Origin of the sequence: Paenibacillus sp. FSL R5-0744, from assembly GCF_037972555.1 — a bacterium.
Taxonomy (GTDB): domain Bacteria; phylum Bacillota; class Bacilli; order Paenibacillales; family Paenibacillaceae; genus Paenibacillus_AQ.
Genome location: NZ_CP150228.1, coordinates 3,255,339 through 3,275,861, shown reverse-complemented (window position 1 = coordinate 3,275,861; position 20,523 = coordinate 3,255,339). Strand labels below are relative to the sequence as shown.

General features: G+C 43.9%; 11 protein-coding genes and 2 pseudogenes. 4 read left to right on the top strand and 9 right to left on the bottom strand.

Going from position 1 to position 20,523, the window contains the following annotated elements; translation table 11 throughout:
* Window positions 1–68 precede the first annotated feature (68 nt).
* A complete protein-coding gene (shc, locus tag MKY19_RS14455) occupies window positions 69–1,961 on the top strand; it encodes a squalene--hopene cyclase (protein WP_339803855.1) in 1,893 nt (630 codons plus the stop codon).
* A gap of 388 nt (window positions 1,962–2,349) precedes the next feature.
* On the opposite strand, the gene spoVB is transcribed toward shc, so the two are convergent.
* Window positions 2,350–3,906: a stage V sporulation protein B gene (gene spoVB / locus MKY19_RS14450; RefSeq protein WP_339803852.1), complete on the bottom strand. Its 1,557-nt coding sequence runs from the start codon at window positions 3,904–3,906 to the stop codon at window positions 2,350–2,352.
* Window positions 3,907–4,226: 320 nt separating this feature from the next.
* On the bottom strand, window positions 4,227–7,016 hold the full coding sequence (locus MKY19_RS14445) for a glycoside hydrolase family 3 C-terminal domain-containing protein (RefSeq protein WP_339803849.1): 2,790 nt from the start codon (window positions 7,014–7,016) through the stop codon (window positions 4,227–4,229).
* Window positions 7,017–7,197: 181 nt separating this feature from the next.
* Between MKY19_RS14445 and MKY19_RS14440 the strand changes: the two are divergent.
* A pseudogene (locus tag MKY19_RS14440) lies at window positions 7,198–7,374 on the top strand (rhodanese-like domain-containing protein); the annotation flags it as partial.
* Between the two features lie 51 nt (window positions 7,375–7,425).
* A pseudogene (locus tag MKY19_RS14435) lies at window positions 7,426–8,312 on the top strand (MFS transporter).
* 68 nt (window positions 8,313–8,380) lie between these two features.
* Here the strand turns inward: MKY19_RS14435 and MKY19_RS14430 are convergent.
* The 7 genes from MKY19_RS14430 to MKY19_RS14400 all read right to left on the bottom strand — a co-directional run bounded on the left by MKY19_RS14430 (window position 8,381) and on the right by MKY19_RS14400 (window position 17,631).
* The gene (locus MKY19_RS14430) at window positions 8,381–9,709 is read right to left on the bottom strand and encodes a family 43 glycosylhydrolase (protein ID WP_339803846.1); all 1,329 of its coding nucleotides are present in this window, start codon (window positions 9,707–9,709) and stop codon (window positions 8,381–8,383) included.
* A 42-nt stretch (window positions 9,710–9,751) separates the two neighbouring features.
* Entirely contained in the window at window positions 9,752–10,588 is an 837-nt protein-coding gene (locus MKY19_RS14425) for an NAD(P)-dependent oxidoreductase (protein ID WP_339803843.1), read from the bottom strand.
* Between the two features lie 43 nt (window positions 10,589–10,631).
* Entirely contained in the window at window positions 10,632–11,855 is a 1,224-nt protein-coding gene (locus tag MKY19_RS14420; protein WP_339803840.1) for an enolase C-terminal domain-like protein, read from the bottom strand.
* Between the two features lie 300 nt (window positions 11,856–12,155).
* Window positions 12,156–13,715 (bottom strand): extracellular solute-binding protein, encoded by a 1,560-nt coding sequence (locus tag MKY19_RS14415; protein ID WP_339803837.1) that lies wholly within the window; start codon window positions 13,713–13,715, stop codon window positions 12,156–12,158.
* Window positions 13,716–13,768: 53 nt separating this feature from the next.
* Window positions 13,769–14,653 (bottom strand): carbohydrate ABC transporter permease, encoded by an 885-nt coding sequence (locus tag MKY19_RS14410; protein ID WP_042188123.1) that lies wholly within the window; start codon window positions 14,651–14,653, stop codon window positions 13,769–13,771.
* 39 nt (window positions 14,654–14,692) lie between these two features.
* Window positions 14,693–15,619, bottom strand: coding sequence for an ABC transporter permease subunit (locus MKY19_RS14405; protein ID WP_042188121.1), 927 nt, complete (start codon window positions 15,617–15,619; stop codon window positions 14,693–14,695).
* A gap of 206 nt (window positions 15,620–15,825) precedes the next feature.
* Window positions 15,826–17,631, bottom strand: coding sequence for a sensor histidine kinase (locus MKY19_RS14400; RefSeq protein WP_339803833.1), 1,806 nt, complete (start codon window positions 17,629–17,631; stop codon window positions 15,826–15,828).
* A gap of 131 nt (window positions 17,632–17,762) precedes the next feature.
* On the opposite strand from MKY19_RS14400, the gene MKY19_RS14395 reads away from it, so the two are divergent.
* The gene (locus MKY19_RS14395; protein WP_339803830.1) at window positions 17,763–20,492 is read left to right on the top strand and encodes an alpha-mannosidase; all 2,730 of its coding nucleotides are present in this window, start codon (window positions 17,763–17,765) and stop codon (window positions 20,490–20,492) included.
* Window positions 20,493–20,523 lie beyond the last annotated feature (31 nt).

Genomic DNA, 20,523 nt, shown 5'->3' with positions numbered 1-20,523 from the left:
CTTTTTCATTTCAACCTCTCATCCATCATATAATACTAAAAATGAAGGACCTCGGAGGTACCTAAGGAATGAATCCTATACTGAGCACAGTAGATAATGAGATCGAGCGTTTAACGGCATTCCTGATTGATCAACAGCAGCAAGATGGATCTTGGCACTTTTGTTTTGAGAATGGAATCGTTATCGATGCCTATGTCATCATTCTCTTTCGGATTTTGAACGTACAGAATGAAGCCCTGATCAGGCAGCTACATGATCGTATTCTTGCTGAGCAACAGTCCGCTGGATTCTGGCAATTGTATAGAGATGAAGAAGATGGTAACTTATCCACCTCGGTTGAAGCCTACTACGCCCTTCTCTATTCTGGGTACAGTAAGGTGACAGATGAGCCGATATTGCGTGCAAAGCATTTTATTCAATCCAAAGGTGGAATTGGAAAAGTAACTAGCATCCTAACCAGAGTCATTCTCGCAGCTACTGGACAGAGCAAATGGCCTTTATCGATCTCTTCGATTCCCCTAGAAGTTCTGTTGTTCCCGTCTTATTTTCCTATTAACTATTTTGAGTTCTCTGGCTACTCAAGAGTGCATCTCACGCCTATGCTTATTATGGCCGATCGACGTTTCTCGATCTCAACAGCGAATGCTCCTGATCTATCTGATCTCATAGACACACGCATTGAAGATGCTGAACCCGCTTCCCGTGGATATCATGAGCTGCAGGACGTTATTCAAACTGGCCTAAGCAGACTTCTTGGAAGCCCTCGCTACATTCACGAAGTTGCCCGAACCAAAGCAGAACAGTTTATTCTCCAGCGGATTGAATCCGACGGGACTCTATACAGTTACGCAACTAGCACAATTCTTATGGTCTATGCCCTTCTGGCTCTGGACTATGACCAGCAGCATCCTCTGATTACGAATGCCATAGATGGGCTTACCTCGATGCAATGCCGTTCTGAAAGTAAAACAACAATTCAAAACTCTCCGTCTACGATATGGGACACGGCTCTAATCGCTTATGCTTTACAGGAGGCACAAATTCCCGATCATCATCTCACGATTCAACGTGCTACTTCGTATCTGCTGACCAGACAACAGCATAAAACTGCTGATTGGAGTATTCATAATCCGGATACGACTCCGGGGGGATGGGGTTTCTCAGAATCTAATACGATTAATCCGGATGTGGATGATACGACCGCTGCTTTACGAGCCATTCGAAGTTTATCAATAACTCAGCCATCCTATCTAGAATCATGGAATCGTGGACTGAACTGGGTCCTATCGATGCAGAATAAAGACGGTGGCTGGCCAGCTTTTGAAAAAAACACCAATAAAGAAATGCTCACTTGGCTCGCAATCGATGGGGCTAAATCTGCTGCTATTGATCCCTCGGAGGCAGATCTAACCGGGCGCACCTTGGAGTATCTCGGGAACTTTGCCGCCCTTGATACGCGAAACGAATTCATCGGGCGAGGTGTGAAATGGCTGATTCAGCATCAGGAGAAGGATGGCTCATGGTACGGAAGATGGGGCGTTTGTTACATCTATGGGACTTGGGCTGCCTTAACAGGATTGCAGGCCGTTGGCCTGCCACTGGAACATGAAACATTGCAAAAAGGAGCGAATTGGCTCCTAAGCATACAGAACTCGGATGGGGGTTGGGGGGAATCTTGTCATAGTGATCGGCTTTTGAAATATGTGCCATTAGGCGAAAGTACGCCTTCCCAAACCGCATGGGCGCTTGACGCACTCATCACCATTCAGCCGAAATCAACAGCTGCCGTGGAAAAAGGGATTGAAAGATTAATCATGTCTATTCATGAAGAGGATTGGAAAACTTCTTATCCAACAGGCGCTGGTCTCCCCGGCAATTTCTATTCTAATTATCATAGTTATCGCTATATCTGGCCGTTACTTACACTGAGTCATTTTAGAAAAAAATACGGTCAAGGATAATACTCGGTAATAACTAGCGTAGTCCTGCTTCACTTCTAAAGTGTCTCATAAAACTAGATCGCGCCTTATGTAGTCCTTTTTGGGAATCTAGCTCCCCTTTCTAATACCCTGCTCCGGTATGTATTCATCAGTTCAAACAAAAATTCGTAAAAAACATCAGAGCAGCGATCATCCGTTATTGGAGAATCGTTGCTCTGATGTTATGAACCGGGGGTTGAATACTTTTGTCCGTTACACTTCCTTCTAAATTACCCATCCATTTATAGCTGTACAAAATACAGTTAAACACCTCGCGGATCCCCGTTACCTTCATCCGCCTCCATACTGTTACACAGAGGGTTGCATTACTCAATTTACTTTTTGGAGCACGATACCAAAATATCCCCTTTCAAGAAACAGGCGTAATCGTCGGTGGTTTCTGTGACCGTTCCCAAGCATGAGTTACCTGCAATGTTGCAGCATAGGTGATCAATGAAACGAATAGCGCTCCGGACAGTTCAATGATCTGCCCCAGGTCCATTCGTTGCAGTATACCGTGAGCCGTCATCCCGCAAATTGTCATGACAATCCCCCCCGCGCCCACCTTGAATACAATGCGAAAGTCAAAATAAAATCCGATCGTTCCTGCCACAGACATAAAATTCAGCAGCGTCAGCAGCAAAAGCCCCAGTCCGAACCCTATAGCAATCCCTTCGATGCCAATATTAGAACCGAGAACAAAGATCGCAATCACTTCAAAAATATTCGTAAGAATATGGTTCCACATGACGGTTGATGCTTTCCCCAAACCAAGCAGAATCGCTTGCAGGGGTGCTCCAAAATAATAAAGAAAAAATAAGGGGGCAATCAACCTTAGCAGCTCGCCCGCTTCTGGCGAATGATAGATCAAAGTAGTTAATGGTACAGCCCATAAGTACAGGATGATTGTACATGGAAGACCAACAATAAGCGCGGATCGCATAGCCATATCCATCCGACTATGCATGAGCTTGCTGTTATTGCTCACACTTGCTTCGCTGATCGCCGGAATTAATGCAGTGGACAACGATTGTGTGAAGAAGCTGGGGAGAAACAACATGGGGAGAGCATATCCCGCTAAAAGTCCGAATTGCTTAGTCGCCATCTCAACCCCCACACCAAACAGGACTAGACTTTTCGTAATCAGCAAAGGGAGAAACGCATGATAGAGAGAATGAATAAAACCGCTGCCTGTCATCGGTAAGCCGATGCGCAGCAGATCTCTCAACGTACTGTCTCCTTTGGGTGAAAAACTTGAACTAGGCGGTGGGGTGGTTTTGATCTTCCCTCGATTTGCCCATTTGAAGACAGCAAACAAATAGAGCAAACCAAAACCTTCGCCGATCACGGAAGCCGCCATAGCGCCCGCAGCTGCATAAGCAATCCCATAAGGCAGCAAAACGTTGACAACACCGATAATGACAATGATTTGCGCCAAATTCTCAATAATATCGGAAAAGGCCAGCGGGTTCATATTCTGTTTTCCACGAAAATAACCTTTCAATACAGCTGACATCGCGATAATTGGAATGATCGGCGTAATAGCGACCATAGCATAATACGCCCGCTGATCGGCTAAAAAAACCGACGCGATCCATTTGGAGCCAAATAGAGCCACTAAAGTTAGTATAATACTCAACGTACCCGTAATACTTAAGGATACTGTGAGAATTCGCTTTACTCGCGCTTCATCCTGCTTAACCTCAGCTTCTGAGACAAGCTTTGAAATCGCAACAGGAAGCCCCAGCTCTGTCAACGTAATAAACAAGGGTAGCAGTGGATGAGCAATCATAAGCAGCCCTACCCCCTCGGCTCCTAAGAAACGTGCCAGCAAAACGCCATTCAAAAATCCAAGCCCTTTTGTAAAAAATGACGACACGGTTAAAATGAACGTGCCACGAATAAAGCTTTGTTTACGCATCCCCATTTCTACGCATCTCCACCTATGGTTTGTCCTGGTCCTACTTTCTAACTTATTCGAACAAACACAAGTACATGCAGACAAGTATTTGTAAAGTATATAATCTGCAAAAAGCCCGACACACCATAGTTGGTGTACCGGTCAATTTCCTCATATTTTAGTATCCGATAAAGGAGTTGAAATCCCCCCTACATACTCATGTGCAGCAGTGGAAATGAAATATATGAACCCCCGCAACAATAAGTACAACAAAAAAACCGCGAAATATATCGCGGTTTTTAGAAATGAACTATATTTACTATCTATCTAACATTAACGCATGACACCTAGTCGATTTTATTGAATTCAATCCAATCGATCTGCAAACCTGGTTTGATGAACTCCAATTTCATATCATAAAGACCTGCTTCGAGTTCAACTTTCACAAGCTTTTGTCTGATCCACTGACCTTCAGTACCATTTGTTTGAATGGTTGTCATCAATTGATCATTCACTGATACATTGCACGCACTTTGAGCCAGCTCAGGTTCCGTTGACATGATATGCACCAGGATACGGTATTGACCAGCCTGTTCCACTTTAAAGCTAGTCGATCCTTCTACGACAGGTTTAACCTGTGGATTCTGTGATAAGGATTGAGCTTGTTCTTCAGTAAGTGAAGGATTAGCTTTAAAGAACTCTACAGTTTCTACAATTTCCTGTTTTCTAGAGAATACAGGTGCATTCATGATAAACTCACAAATGTTTATGGCAGAACGTTGGAGCTCTCCACGGGTTAACGTGCCATTTTCCAACGACTCAATGGTGTTATCATTCCATCCGTTAATTTCTGAACCATAGTTAGGTACAACCATATAGAGGTCGTTTTGTGCACGAACCATCCAATTTGTAAATTTCCGATCTGCTGGTCCACCATTAACTACATCATTCATGATCGCCCACCAGTCAGTCATTACAATGCCTTTAAAGCCCCACTCTCCACGAAGAATCGTGGTGTTCAAATCATAATTCGAAGCCGCCCAGTGTCCATTAACTGGATTGTAGGAGGTCATTACAGAATTCGAACCGCCCTGCTTCACGGAGATTTCAAAACCTTTCAAATAAATCTCACGAAGTGCACGTTCAGACACCACGGCGTTTACTTTACTACGATGTTTCTCCTGATTGTTACAAGCGAAATGCTTCATCGTAGCGGTTGAGCCGCCTTTCAAAATACCGCGAGTACATGCAGCAGCAAACACCCCAGAGATCAAAGGATCTTCTGAAAAATACTCAAAGTTACGTCCATTAAGCGGACTGCGTCGGATATTAAGGCCAGGTCCAAGCAAGGAATCCACGTTATTTCTTAACAACTCTTGCCCTTCCATAACATAAAGCTCTTCTACCAAATCCGCATTCCAAGTAGCTGCAAGAAGCGTTCCGATAGCAACTTGAGTCGCCTTTGCTCCGCTGTCCATACGAATCCCTGAAGGACCATCAGCTGTACAAGCCACTGGAATTCCGAGATTAAATAAACTGTCACTTACGCCTCCAAATGCAGAAGCCGTGCCCGGTGTAACTAAAGGACTGCTCATCCCTTCACCACGTACAATTGCAGCCAAATCCTCATCACTGAGCTGTGCAATGAAAGCTTCCATGCTAACCTTCTGTTCATATACGTCTCTTAATTTATATCCTTTATTACCTGTTTGTGAGATCGTCTCTGGAAGATTAGTTTCAATTCGCTCAGCCAACGAAATTTTACGTTTAGGAACTTCAACATAAACAATCTCGTACGAACCGTCCGCCTTCTGAGCACCTGGCATCATTCTCGTAAAGCTTTCTGTAGGCGCGAGCGCTTCTTGCAATTGCTCCACAACTTGAAGAGCTTCAACGACATAGCCGTCTTTACCCTCAACACCGACTGTCACCACTTGTTTAACACTAGTTCCCACATACAAGCGGTACGTTCCTTCTTCGAGAACATAGGCAGAAGCATGTCCTGTTACGCCTGCGTCATCATAAGAAGCCATAGAATGAGCTGAGAAACTCACGGTAAGGCGCTGTGCTTCACCCGGTTCAAGAACTTTCGTCTTACCGAATGACACCAGAGCTTTAGCTGGCTTACCAAGCTTACCTTGTGGAGCTTCATAATAGACCTGAACAACCTCTTTACCAGCAAAGGAAGTTCCTGTATTGGTAACGGTTACGCCGATTTCAATGAAAGACTCGCCTTCTTTGGTAATCAACTTGGCTTCTTCTGGCTCGATACTAAAAGTTGTATAAGATAAACCATAACCAAATTCAAATTGAACCTTATCTGGGCAAAATGTCTCGAAATAACGATATCCTACATAGATATCTTCCTGATACAAGTTCGTAAATTCATTGCCGTAATTCTGTGTTGATGGGTAATCATTGATGGAATAAGCGATTGTATCCGTCAGTTTACCACTTGGAGTTACCTCTCCAGACAGCACATCTGCAATCGCATTTCCGCCTTCCATACCACCCTGCCATGAATAAATCACAGTTGAAATTGGATATTTATAGCTTTCATCGTTCATCCAGTTCATATCAATAATGTTGGAGACATTCAGGACAACGATTGTTTGCTCAAAATATGTAGTTACCTGCTTCAGCATTGCCTGTTCATCATTTGTTAATTGGTAGCTGCCCGGTGCATCAGCATTATCCTGATCTTCCCCTGCCGTGCGTCCAATTACAAGAATGGCTTTATTCGATTTGTTTCTAGCTTCGGAAACCAATTCATTGCTCAAAGACATTTCCTTCTGATGCCAAGGTTCTGCAGCCCATGCGCCTCCACCATTATCAAATGGATTCTGTTCAATCCACTTTTCATAGACAGCAGCCAGATCTTCGTTAACTGTAAAGTTCTTCTTAGTGCGAAGACCATCCAATAAATTGGTCGTATAAGTAACATGGACACTACCGCCGGAACCTGTACCACTGCGATAATAATTCACTTGGGATCTGCCAAAAATCGCAACATTATCGCCTTCGCCAAGCGGAAGTACCTGATTATCATTCTTCACCAGCACCGCACCTTCAGCGGCTACTGTCCGGCTAAATTCTGCAAAACCTTCTAATGGAATTCCCACATTCTGTGTGCTCAACTTATTTCCTCCTGTTGTTCAATTCTATAGGTTGTTTCTTGAAATCTTCAATTCCTTTAATAACATGCTAACAATGCATCTATATCATTATAGTACATTGGAAAACTGGAATATATATAATAATTAACTTTATTAATATAATAATTTTAGTTTGGACCCTTCACTAATTTAATAACGAGTAATTTTGCTGTTGGATGTAAGACCGAAGGAAGAATATGATATGGCACATATTCCAGGGGCTATATCTATTCCTATTGAAGAATTAGAAGAGAAGCTTGCTTACTTACCCTCAAATTGTGATGTAGTCGCTTATTGTAGAGGACCTTACTGTTTAATGTCCGTGGAGGCAGTCGAATTAAAAACAACAGCAAGAACATTAAGAAGTGTTGCTAGAAAGGCGGAAAATCTAATGTCGACGAAAGTTAGTGATTCTACAAGTATTAGCAATCAGCCTGAATGGTTACAAAGTTACCTCGTTTCTCCAGAAAAGCAACACCAATTATATCGGAAAACACTATTTATTGTCATCATTTCGCAATTTTTTTGGAGGAGCAGGTCTTGCTGCTGCACTTTTTACACTAGGATCTGCTGGGGCAGCATTATTTATAGGACATCTATCTCAAAGATTCGGAAGACGTACTGGTCTTGCTACTGGCTTCTTAATAGGCGGATTAGGAGGAATCGGAGTCGTAATTTCTGCTTTAACTAATAATATTCTACTTTTAATGTTCTCATTGCTTATCTATGGAGCAGGCACAGCAACTAATTTGCAGACACGTTATGCGGGTACAGATCTGGCGGCCCCCACTCAACGAGCAACAGCGATTAGCATCGTGATGGTTTCAACTACATTTGGTGCTGTTGCTGGGCCAAACTTAGTTAATGTAATGGGGAAGTTCGCTGAATCTATTGGTGTCCCGGCTCTTGCCGGACCGTACATTCTAGCTGCTGCAGCATACATTGTCGCTGGTTTAATCCTTCTAGCTTTACTTAGACCAGATCCGCTCGTTGTTGCAAAAGCTCTTGCAGAGGCACTAAGCTCCACTCCAAGTCATTCTGATCATTCAACAGGAAATACAGCTTCTATCAACAAAAAGGGCGTTATTATTGGAGCCACAGTAATCAGTAGATGTCTTGATCGCGTTGGCAGGAGCATCTGGTGGAGCTTTATCTGGTATGATTTTAGCAAATTCCAGTTACGCTCTTTTATCACTTGGTGGAGGCTTCGTTGCATTATTGCTTCTTCCAGTCGTTATTTCGTCTCGAAATTTGAATAACAATAATAACAAAGGTTGACCTCAAGAAAGATGTGAGATCAACCTTTGACTTTTAATAGTAATTTATTTTAAAAAATAGCGTACATTTCAATCCACAAGTGGGCTAATCGTCATTTGTATAATACTAATTTCACCATGACCGCCCGTGATTCTCAGCGTATTAATAGCACCCGGCAATACATTGACGGTAATATTCGTACGGCCACTAAATTGTTGAGCTCCACCAGTGGAGAGGGCATTAAGGAGCGAGTAATCCTTGTCATTGACGTATAAATTCACTTTTGCCAGACGTTCACTCGTAGCATAATGAAGTTCAATGGAAGCTCTGCCGCCCTCTCCTCCCTGTATATTATTGAAAAGAACATAGGAACCCTCTGTTTGTAAGTGGCTCACCACCTGTTGACCTGATTCTAACGTCTGTATTTCTGCTCCTCCAAAAACCATACAATCCGCAGCCGGATATGTCTTAAGATAAGGATTGACTTCCGGTGTAGTTCCAATCGATGAGACGCCCTCTTTTGTCTGAATAACCGGCTTGATCGTACCGTCTTCGTTGAACTCTAGGTAATCGATACACACGCTACGCAGATTACCTTCTCCAGAAATGGACTGATTATGATAGAACAAATACCATTGGTCTTTGAACTCCACCACGGAACCATGAGTTGTTGAACAGCCTGTCGGCTCTAGAAAGATCCCTCTGTACATCCACGGACCAAGCGGATTCTCACTGGTGGCGTATCTCATTCGATTATTGTCTTCTAAGTTATCCGCATAGGTAAGGTAGTAAAGACCGTTTCTTTTGAATACCCAGGCTGCTTCATGAAAATCTTCTAGTCCCTCCATTTCAGTCATCCCGTTCTTCAGAGACAACATATCTTCATTCAATTCCCCGCCAAGACATGTACTCCCTCCGCCGTAATACATATAAGCGCGATCATCTTCGTCCACTAACACACATGGATCGATCAAAGCGAACCCGCCAAGCCCTGGAATATATCCCTGATCGGTAAAATCACTTGCTGGCTTCTTGCTTGTCGCTACCCCAATTTTCCACGAATCATTCCAATTCGAGTCACTCGGATGAGGATAATAGAAATAGTAGGTTCCATTCTTGTACGCACAGTCTGGAGCCCACATGAAACCGCCTTCAGGTCTGCCCCAAGCGACATCGTCCGAACTAAGAATTTCACCTTCATCCACCCAATTCACCATATCTTGAGAGGAAAATACGTGGTATCTGTCCATAAGATCACAGCCTCTGGCTGGATCCATATCATGGGAAGCGTAAATATAAATCTTACCATCACTCCAGACATGAGCTGATGGGTCAGCCGTATAGATGGATGTAATTACAGGATTCAAAGATGTTCTCTTTTTTGATTCGACAATTATATCTTGATTGTTGTTAGACATGATAAGACCTCCTGAAGTATGCTTTTTTGATAGGGTGCTATTCTACTTCTGTTTTGACCATGAGTATTTAGGTTGCCAAGACAGGAGCTTTTTCGCCAGAGCATTACTGACAATAGCCTCTCTATCTTGGAATGTCTTACGCAAGTCTCCTACTTCAGAGTAAAAGCTCCTCAGCAGTTCTTCTGTTGTTCGGTCACTTAATGTATCATCTCCAGTGATGTTCAGGTGGATGGCTCCATTAAGTTCAGCATGAAGAGCGGCAATACAAGCCGTCACTGCATCCCGAATATCAATATAACTCCATAAAATAGGTTTGAAGGTCTCTGGTTTTGCAATCGCAAGATGTCGATAATCTCCAGGACCAGTAATCATAGAGAAACGTAGGGATGTCACCTGCATATCGTTTCTCCGGTGAAACATTTCAGCAGTCAGCTCGTTGACGACTTTGGAGAGTCCATAACATTCTTGCGGTAGCTGTGGATGGTCTTCGTCTACCGGAAAATAATGCGGTGAAAAGGGTTGTGGAGCCCAAGCAAATCCGTAGGAAGACTCACTTGAGCCCATTATCACTTTACGAATACCCAAGAGAGAAGCCGCTTCTAGTACATGATAACCAGCCACTGTATTGTTCGCATAAATATAAGAATGTGGATAATGAATCGGAGCAGGTATTGCAGCTAAATGTATGATAGCATCTACGCCTTCAAGCGATCCCACCACTTGCCCGAAATCATTCAGATCGACTTTAATCTGCTTGCAATGAATTCGATCAGACAGATGATTATCTAACGACACAACATCATATTTCTGCTCTTGGAGCATCCCGATTACTTGAGAGCCAAGTTTGCCCCCACCACCAGTAACGGCAATAGTGTTCATTTCAATATACCTCCTTGATCTGCGTTTATTTTAGTACTGTAATCTAAGGGCGCACCAATGTTCCGTCTGCTTTGCGGTCCAGAGGATAAGGTCGGTGATATTGACTAGAACTCCATTGTTCTCTGAGAAGAGATTTAGCCTGCACTTCATCGATATCAATACCTAATCCCGGTTTGTCAGAGGGGTACAGGTACCCACCTTGTCTGACGATATGTCCTGGAAAAGCTTCTAATTCTTCCTGCTTGAAATGATTAATTTCCTGGATGCCGAAGTTCCAGAGTGCCATATCTAGATGAACTGCAGCTGCCTGGTTCACTGGATCATTTTCTCCTCCTTCTTGCCAAGCCGTGCGGACACCGTAGATTTCACCCAATGCGGCTATTTTACGACAGGCACTGATGCCCCCTGCCTTAGAAACTCGTACCCTAATAAAATCAATCAGTTTCTCCTGCATAAGCCCTGTCCATTCCTGCGGGTTCACAAATAACTCACCCACAGCCTGCGGTGTTGCGCTCTGTTGCCGAAGCTGGCGGTACCAACCAATCTGCTCTGGTGCTATTGCATCCTCTAAGTAGAAAAGACTGTAAGGCTCTAAGCGTTTAGAGAGTTGAATCGCATGTATAGGCGAGAGGTGCTCATGAACATCATGAGTGAACTGAACGCTGGATCCAAATTCCACACGAAGCTTCTCGAACATGTCAGGAATGGCATTCAGATAAGCATGCTCGTCAAATACAGGACCACTGCTCCAAGGATGGACAGGAAGCTTCGCTTCCTTCCCGCTGACAAACCCACCACCGCCGTATCCTCCCATCTGGACACGAATCACTGTGTAACCTTCCTCTATGAATTTATAGACATCTTCCTTGAGCTCTGTGATATCAGCGCCACCAGCATGGCCATAACAAGGGACCGCCGAACGACAGGCACCTCCCAGAAGCTGATAGACTGGCAGGTTCGCTTCTTTGCCTTTGATATCCCACAAGGCCATATCAATACCACCGATAGCCGTGTTTAGAATCGCACCGTTTCTCCAATATCCACTCATATGCATAAGATGCCAGAGGTCTTCAATGTTCGCCGGATCACGACCCTTTAGAAGTGGTGCAAGCAGTTGTTCAACAACTTGAACTACAGCCTCAGGATTATACAAATCTGATGAGGAACCAATCCCATACAATCCATCCTGATCCGTCGTTACTTTCACAATCGTCCAGCTTCCATCATGTCTGGTACGGATGCATTCTACTCCTGTTATTTTTGCCATGATTTCACCATCCCCTTTTGTGTCGCTTTTATTTTAATGCAATCATCGACACATCCAAACGGGACGTTATTAAACTTTCCACCGCATTTCTATCCTCTTCCTGTTGATAGAATAGAATGGAACAAAAAACGTCCCAGACTGTCGTTAATCGACAACTTGGGACGCCTTTTTATTAATCAAAAACCCTTATGATAATCACTTCAAATTATAAATCCGATACAGTAGGACTGCGGTCTTCGCACGTTTCAGCATGCCTTCTGAATTCAGATTGGTGCCACTTCCCTGCAGTAACTCCGTAGCTTATTTTTTGGCAGCAAGATAAGCGTCTATTTGTTTCTGAGTTTCAGTAATAATTTTATCAAGTCCGTTTTTCTTTTGAGTCTCCACATAATCGGCTACAGCTTTGTTAACATCCTTCACCATACCGTATTCAATCGGTCTGCTGATCTCATCGGTGGCTTGATCGCGTTTAGCTAATTCATTCTTCATAGCATCTTCAGCAATAAACAGACCGTCAATCGGGGAATTCACATTGTACGGCTGATTAGCAAAATCGGCTTCTTTCACCCAGAAATCTTTAGCATAAGTTGTTGTTGGACGCATGTATTGAGGTTTCCAGAACGCCCATTGTCCACCCCACTCCATGTAATTACTCGTAGAAGACTGCATGCCTTCCGGATAATCCGCAGCTTCACCATTCAGGACATAGGTTTTGCCTTCGATACCGTATTGCAACAAATCATATAGCGTTTGGTCAGTCTCCACCATATCAAGGAAACGAAGTACCCGATCTGGATTCTTGGAGTTTACATTGATGGCTACAACATTAGCAAGTGCTGTACGGTTGACATACTTTTTGTCTGGATACATGAGCGACATCCCTTGTTTATAGGAAGCATCTGAGAAGCCTGGATCAGCATAAGCCCATTCATGTGATGTTACAGTAAAGAGCAATTTACCGTTTCTCCACTGATCTTCTGCTCCTTCTTTATCAATCATGGCATCTCTGTTGATCAGTTTGTCGTCATACCATTTCTTTGCCAGAAGAGAAGCTTCGAGGAAGAAAGGCTGTTGTTCAACAGATTGAATAGTAATTTTCGGATCACTCAGATAGAAGCCTAACCCATGGAAGTTGAGATCTACCCATTCATCGCGGATATAATACAAAGATAATGGTGTAGTACGGGAAAGCTTCTCGTTCGGATAAGCTTTTTTCAGCTCACGAAGCAGATTGTCGACATCTTCAATCGTTTGAATAGAATCCGGAGCGATGTTAATGCCTGCTTTTTCAGCCAGATCTGAACGCCATCCTGCAAATTTACGTTCATTCATTTTCATTGTCCATGGAAGTCCTACGATTTGTCCGTTAACCGTTGCAGCTCCTAACGTTCCTTGTTCTACATATTTCTTCTCAAGATTAGGCGCATATTTCGGGAGCAGATCATTTAAGGCCATGTAGGAACCTTTTGCAGCCATTTGTTTATAGGAGAGCCAATCTCCATCAAAGTTCATATCCCAGTTATCCCCGGATGCGGCCATCACAAGCATTTTTTCCTTGAAGTCGCCAAATGGTATGAAATTTACGGAGAACTTAACGTTTAGGCCTTTGGATTTCACGTAATCACTAATTTTGGACCAAACCTCGTCCGTGGCCGCCTTTTTGTCCCCACCAAAATAGAATTTGAGTGTAACTTCATCTTCACCTTTCGCAGGCTCTGTACTAGAACCGGTGTTGCCCTTGTTTTGATTCGTTTCATTGGACGAAGTATTTCCGCCACTCGAGCTACATGCGGACATAATCAGTCCTAGCAATAGCATTGCTATCAGGACGATCTGAAATCTACCCATGCGTTTGCGCATCCTAATCTCCCCTTTTACATTTAATTTATACTATACGACTTAAGTCGACATAGTTAACCTTTAACAGCTCCAACCATAAGACCTTTAACGAAATAACGTTGCAGGAATGGATACAAGAAAATAATAGGTCCAATGGTTATAACTGTTAGCGCCATTTTGATAGACTCGGAAGGAATCTGAGCTGAAATCCGCTGCATCGCTGCCGCATTTCCAGAGTTCTTCAAGAAATCGACATTAGAGATCAATGTTCGCAGAAGGAGTTGCAGTGGTTGAAGCTCTTGCTTATCGACGAACATTAACCCGAGGAACCAGTCGTTCCAATACCCGAGAGCTACGAACAAGCCAACAGTCGCTAGAACTGGTAGAGCCAGTGGCATGATCAGCCTAGAATAGATTCTGAATTCACCTGCACCGTCCATTTTGGCCGATTCATGCAGATCCTCTGGAATAGAGAGCATAAAGTTTCGAATAAGAAACATATTGAAGGCATTCCCCAGCGATGGAAGAATAAGCGCCCATATCGTATCTTTCAAATGCAGGTATCTAACGATAACGATATACCAGGGAACCAATCCCCCACTGAAGAGCATGGTGATGATGACAAAGATAGAAAGAATATTCCTATATTTAAAAGAACGTCTTGCCATTACATAAGCGCCCATGCTCGTTAAGAAGAGCGACAAAATAGTTCCGACAACAGTGACGAATGTGCTGACTCCGTACGCTTCAAAGATTCGATTAGAGCCAAGAAGCAAAATACGATAGGAATCAAACGTTATCGTCTTCGGCCAAATAGAATAGCCGTACTGCATAATATCTTTTTCCGTACTAAGCGAGCCTGAGATCACCATGAGGAACGGGAACAGGCAGGCCAGACTGAATAGGCCGATAACCAGAGCGATTAGAAACTGGCTGAATGAGAATTTTCTTGCTGACATCGTGTGGGATGACCTCCTTAAAGTTAGATGAGCTTGGCTTTAGAATATCGCTGAGTCTTTGTCGATTTTGCGTGCCGCATAATTACTCCCAAGGACTAAGAAGAAGGCAACAAAGGACTGTAGAAAGCCCGCAGCGGAAGCCATTCCAATATCACCAGATTTACGCAGGCTCCGATAGACAAAGGTGTCAATAACATCTGTGGTCGGAAAGAGTAGAGAAGCGTCACCTACCATGGCGTAGAACATCCCAAAATCAGCATTCATAATTCTACCTACTGCTAGTAGCGTCAGGATGATAATCGTTGGCCGCAGCATAGGAATACTGATGTACCTGATCTGCTGCCATCTAGATGCTCCATCAATGGAAGCAGCTTCATAATAAGAACTGTCAATAGAGGTTAACGCGGCCAAATAGATAATTGTGCCATAGCCAGTGATTTTCCAGCGGGCAGCAATGGTTAAGATTGCCGGCCACAGCTCGGCCCTACTATAGAAGTCAATCGGTTGAAGATTTAGGTACTCCAGGAAGCGATTTATCGCTCCGTTCTCATAGTTCATCAGATTATAAGCGAATACACCTACAACAATCCATGAGATAAAGAACGGTAAAAAGGTCAAGGATTGCGTAATTCGTTTGAAATACTTATTGCGCATTTCATTCAATAGGAGAGCAAACCCAACTTCAAAAACGAGCCCTATTGCTATAAAGAGAGCATTTAATAGGATCGTGTTGCGGATGGCCCGGAATGCCACCGGAGAAGAGAATACATAGTCAAAGTTGCTGAACAGTGGGTCCATCCAATCACTTCCAAAAATCCCTTTGGAGAAATCAAAATTCTTGAAGGCGATTACAAGACCAGCCAGCGGTAGATAGTTAAAGAGCAAGAACAGTACCCCGACGGGTAAGAACATGAGCAGCAAGGTGCGATTTTTGTACAGTTCCTTGAACACTCCGTTTAGTTTCATATCGATTTCCCTTTCGCTGTTTGGATAAATTAATTGTAAAAGAGTGAATGTGCACTTACTATGAGTCAATCTTGCACTTTGTTGATTCATTTTTATCCTGATCCACGAGATATCCAATTTCCTGTGTAAAAATAAAAGTAGCGATTCTCTTAGATGCGAGAATCGCTACTTTATAAGACTTTTAACGATTTGATTGAGTAAGACCATTAACGGGCCTCATCTGTTTTGGACAATTCTTCGTCTACCTTCATAGGGTGCCGCAATAAAATACGGGTCCCTCCTTGTGCTCCTATCTGAATCTGTAGCTTATAGTCAGACCCAAAATACAGCTTCAGACGGTCGTTCACATTGCACAAGCCCACACCTCTCCGAGTAGTTGTATACATTTCCTCCTCAGGATCTTCATAATCCAGCTCGTCAATGATACTTTGTGGAATGCCTTTTCCATTATCTGCAATCTCGATGATCATATCTTCCTTTTCACGTCTAGCGGACACAATGATCTTCCCCTTCTCGAAGTCACTCCGTACACTATGTTGGATTGCATTTTCTACTAGAGGTTGTAACAGCAGGCGAAGGAATGGAAAATCCAGCAAATCTTCATCTATGGAATATAAAATCCGGATTGTTTTGCCCATTCGGGCCTGTTCAATCAGCACGTAAGCTTTAACTTGCTCAATCTCACGCCGCAGCGTTGTGATCTCCTTCCCTTGATTCAGACTGAGCCGAAGTAGATTTCCCAGTGCAGATACCATTTCACTAATGTCGCTGCGGCCATGGTTTTCTGCCTTCCACCGAATAGATTCAAGCGTATTATAGAGAAAATGTGGGTTGATCTGGTGGCTAAGCACCTGAAACTCCAGAGCCTTCTTCTTCCGCTCGGAACGCCAAGCTTCCTGGATCAAGACATCAATCCGCTGGACAAGACTTCCGACGCCTCGATACAACCAGCCTACTTCATCTGTTCTTGGCGAAGTCAACGCTTCTGTCTGGAAATTGCCCTCTTCCATTCTCCGCATAAGCCTTACCAGACGTGCGATAGGGTGGGTGAAATACACCGTAATGTAAAAAACAACGGCAAAGCAGCAGACGAGATAAATAAACAGAAAGATGATTAGCAGACGTGTCATTTCATCACTTGTTCCAGTCAGTTCCTTCAATAACGTCAGACTGACAATCGCCCAAGGCTCACTGTCTAAGCTGACATAAGTAGTAAGATACTTGTGTCCATCAATCTTGATCGTTTGTGAGCCTGCCGGATTTTTTTGAAGATGGGTAATGAACGAATTCGAAGGAAATCGTGTACCGGCCCATTCATTGGATGATGAGTCATAATAAATAGTACCGTCACGATTCATGAGTAGCAGCTTCTGATTCTTCAATTGCTCAGTGGGTGAGAAGTAACGCTTCAAATGATCCTCTGAAACTTCTGTAACGACCATACCTCGGGGCTTACGGTCATAGAGTCCTGAAAAACGCTTAATATATCCTAGCAGAGGGCGTCCATATTTTCCTTGCTGTGGCATAAATAACTCCCACATTGGACCTACAGTCCCTTGTGACCGCGTAAACCATTCCTCTGAAGTTATATTCGCCGCTTCTCCCAAAGTATTCATATAAGAAGGATACAGCGAAGGATTTATTGGATATACTCGCACTCGGAAAGCATCGATTTGTGGAGTGGCCTGATAGAGCACAGTAAGTAGATTTACAGTAAAATCCTCTTCTTCAGCAGAATTGGCGGGCGGATCAATCAGTAAATCTTGTACACGTTTATTGCCGATAAGAGTGTTGACCTGATCATTAAGTGTATTAAGATAAATCTCAAAATTTTTAGCTGCTTGCTGAAGGTAGCTCAGTGAGATCTTAGTGTTCGTATTCGTGATGCCTTCAATAGACTTAATATGCGCAAAGTAAGCAAAGATGAGAAAAGGCACAATAATAATCATAAAAAATACCAATATAATACGGTTCCTTAACGATGCGCCCAGACGCAGAGTGAAACGATTCATAACAATCCCCCCAATCCTTACATGTCGACAATAATCCCCGCAATAATTTGCGATCCACTCATTGTGGCAAAAAATGCATTTTATATAATTAGGCTGTAGCATTCATCATCTTATGGAAAAGAGGAATCGTATTGACTGGAGCTAGTAAAACCGTTGTACATGTCATCTCTCATACTCACTGGGATAGAGAATGGTATATGCCCTATGAAGCCCATCACGTTAAGCTTATCGAAACTATAAATTCTTTGATTGAGACGTTTGAATCCGACCCGGATTTTAAGAGCTTTTATCTAGATGGACAAACCATAGTAGTGGAAGATTATTTGCAGGTTTATCCTGAGAAGCGTGAAATCATCCAGAGATTATGCGATGCTGGCAAGCTCTCTCTTGGGCCGTGGTATATTCTTCAAGACGAATTTCTGACAAGCGGTGAAGCTAATGTTCGCAATCTGCAAATCGGACATCGTGATGCAAGGACATTCGGTCCCATCTCTAAGATCGGCTATTTCCCGGATTCTTTTGGCAATATGGGCCAAGCTGCACAGATTCTTCAGCAAGCTGGAATCGATACAGCCATCTTCGGCAGGGGTGTGAAAGCTACTGGTTTCAACAATCGCGTGGTAGATGCCTCTGATCAGGAATCTCCTTACTCTGAGCTGATATGGCAATCTCCTGACGGCTCCAAAGTGCTCGGTATCCTCTTTGCGAATTGGTACAACAATGGCATGGAAATTCCTGTTGATCCTGATACTGCTAAAAGCTACTGGGACCATCGCCTTGCACGTACCAGACAATATGCTTCCACCCGACATTTACTGCTTATGAATGGATGTGATCACCAGCCCATCCAAACCGATCTTTCTGAAGCTTTACGTGTTGCGCGTGAATTATATCCAGACTGTGATTTCATTCATTCTAACTATGTTGATTATGTAAAAGCCGTTAAAAATGAGCTTCCCGATGACCTAACCCTTACTACAGGGGAGCTGCGCGGGCAACATACAGACGGCTGGTACTCACTAGTAAATACTGCTTCAGCGAGGGTATACATCAAGCAGCTCAATCAACAGAACCAGACTCTTCTAGAAAAAATAGCTGAACCGCTAGCCGCTATTGCACATGGATTAGGCAAAGCTTATCCGCACGGTCTAATGCAATATGCCTGGAAGACGCTCATGCAGAACCATCCGCATGACAGTATTTGCGGCTGCAGTGTAGATGAAGTCTACCATGAGATGAAGACTCGGTTTGCAAAAAGCATGGAGGTCGGATCAGCCCTCATCACTGACAGTGCCAGATTCATTAGTGCTAAGGTCGACACCTCTATCTTCGCATCATTTGGAGATGACGCCACTGCGTTCGTCGTTTATAATACTAGCGGCTATTCTAGCAGCAGCGTAGTGACCTTGGAAATTGAGTGGTCTCACCGTTTCTTCAATCAAAGTGAAGACCCAAGTGCCGTGTTCAAGCAAGTCTCTGACAGAACGCATGGCGAGGGCTACCTGGTCAATTCCCAAGGTGATCGAGTAGACTGCACTGTTGAAGATCTGGGGGTACGCTTCGGTTACGAGCTGCCAAACGATAGATTTAGACAGCCTTATATGGCGCATGCATTACGGCTAACCTTTGAGGCAAAATCGCTTCCTGCCCTAGGACTGGCAACTTTTGCTTGGATTCCCGCAATGGACACAGCGATATCGAAATCTTCAAGTGACACACTGATTACCGATGGCTTCACTATGGAGAATGAATTTCTTCGAGTCATTGTGGCACAAGACGGCAGCTTTTCTATGTTCGACAAAAGCAGCGATGAGCTGTACAGCGGTCTTGGTGTGTACGAGGATGTCGGCGACATAGGTAATGAATACATCTTCAAACAACCAGAAGGTGATTTAGCCATTACTACACGCGGCATCCCTGCTGAGATTCGCTTAACGGAGAATACCCCTTACAGAGCTGCTTTTGAAATCAGACACACCCTAGAAATTCCGGCATCAGCCGATGAACAGTTACAGCAGGAAGTAGAAACCATGGTTGAGTTCCGGCAGCGGAAGTCGGTCCGGTCTCAGCAGCTTGTCCCTCTAAATATTGTGACTCGTATCAGTCTAGAGCGTGAAAGTCTTGCATTGCAAGTGCAGACTCGAATCGACAACACCGCCAAGGATCACCGTCTACGTGTTCTGCTGCCAACTGGCATTAAGACGGCGCTTCATTACGCAGATTCCGTCTTTGAAGTCGCTGAGCGAGAAACCATACCTGCACCGGAATGGGAGAACCCAAGCAATTGTCAGCATATGCAGGCGTTCGTGGATGTACATGCCGATGGACGCGGCTTGACCGCAGCCGGTAAAGGTCTTAATGAGTACGAGGTGTTGCAGGATGATGAAGGTACAATCGCCCTAACACTCCTTCGTTCCATAGGAGAACTTGGCGACTGGGGCGTCTTCCATACCCCTGATGCTCAGTGCCTTGGCGTTAATGTAGCAGAGTGGAGCCTTATCCCGCATGGCGGAGGTGACAACCGCTTCGCGGCCTACCGTGAAGCCTATCGTTATGCTGTTCCCTTCACCACTTCTCAGACCGGTATTCATGAAGGAACTCTTCCTCCTGTGCACAGTTTTCTGGCATGGGATGGTAAAGAAATGGCTTTTTCCAATTTAAAAATCAATGAAGATAATGGAGATTTAATGGCACGCTGGTACAATCTTGCTTACACACCTTCTAATCTGAGTATTAATACCAGCGAAAACTCCCTGCTATACCACAGTAATATCATGGAAGAAATGACCTCCGAGGTTCAGACACAGCCGATTCCTGTATGTAAGGCTGGGATTGTAACTATAGGAATCACGCCACTATAAATACTTGCATAGATCCAGGGTGCCAGGTTCT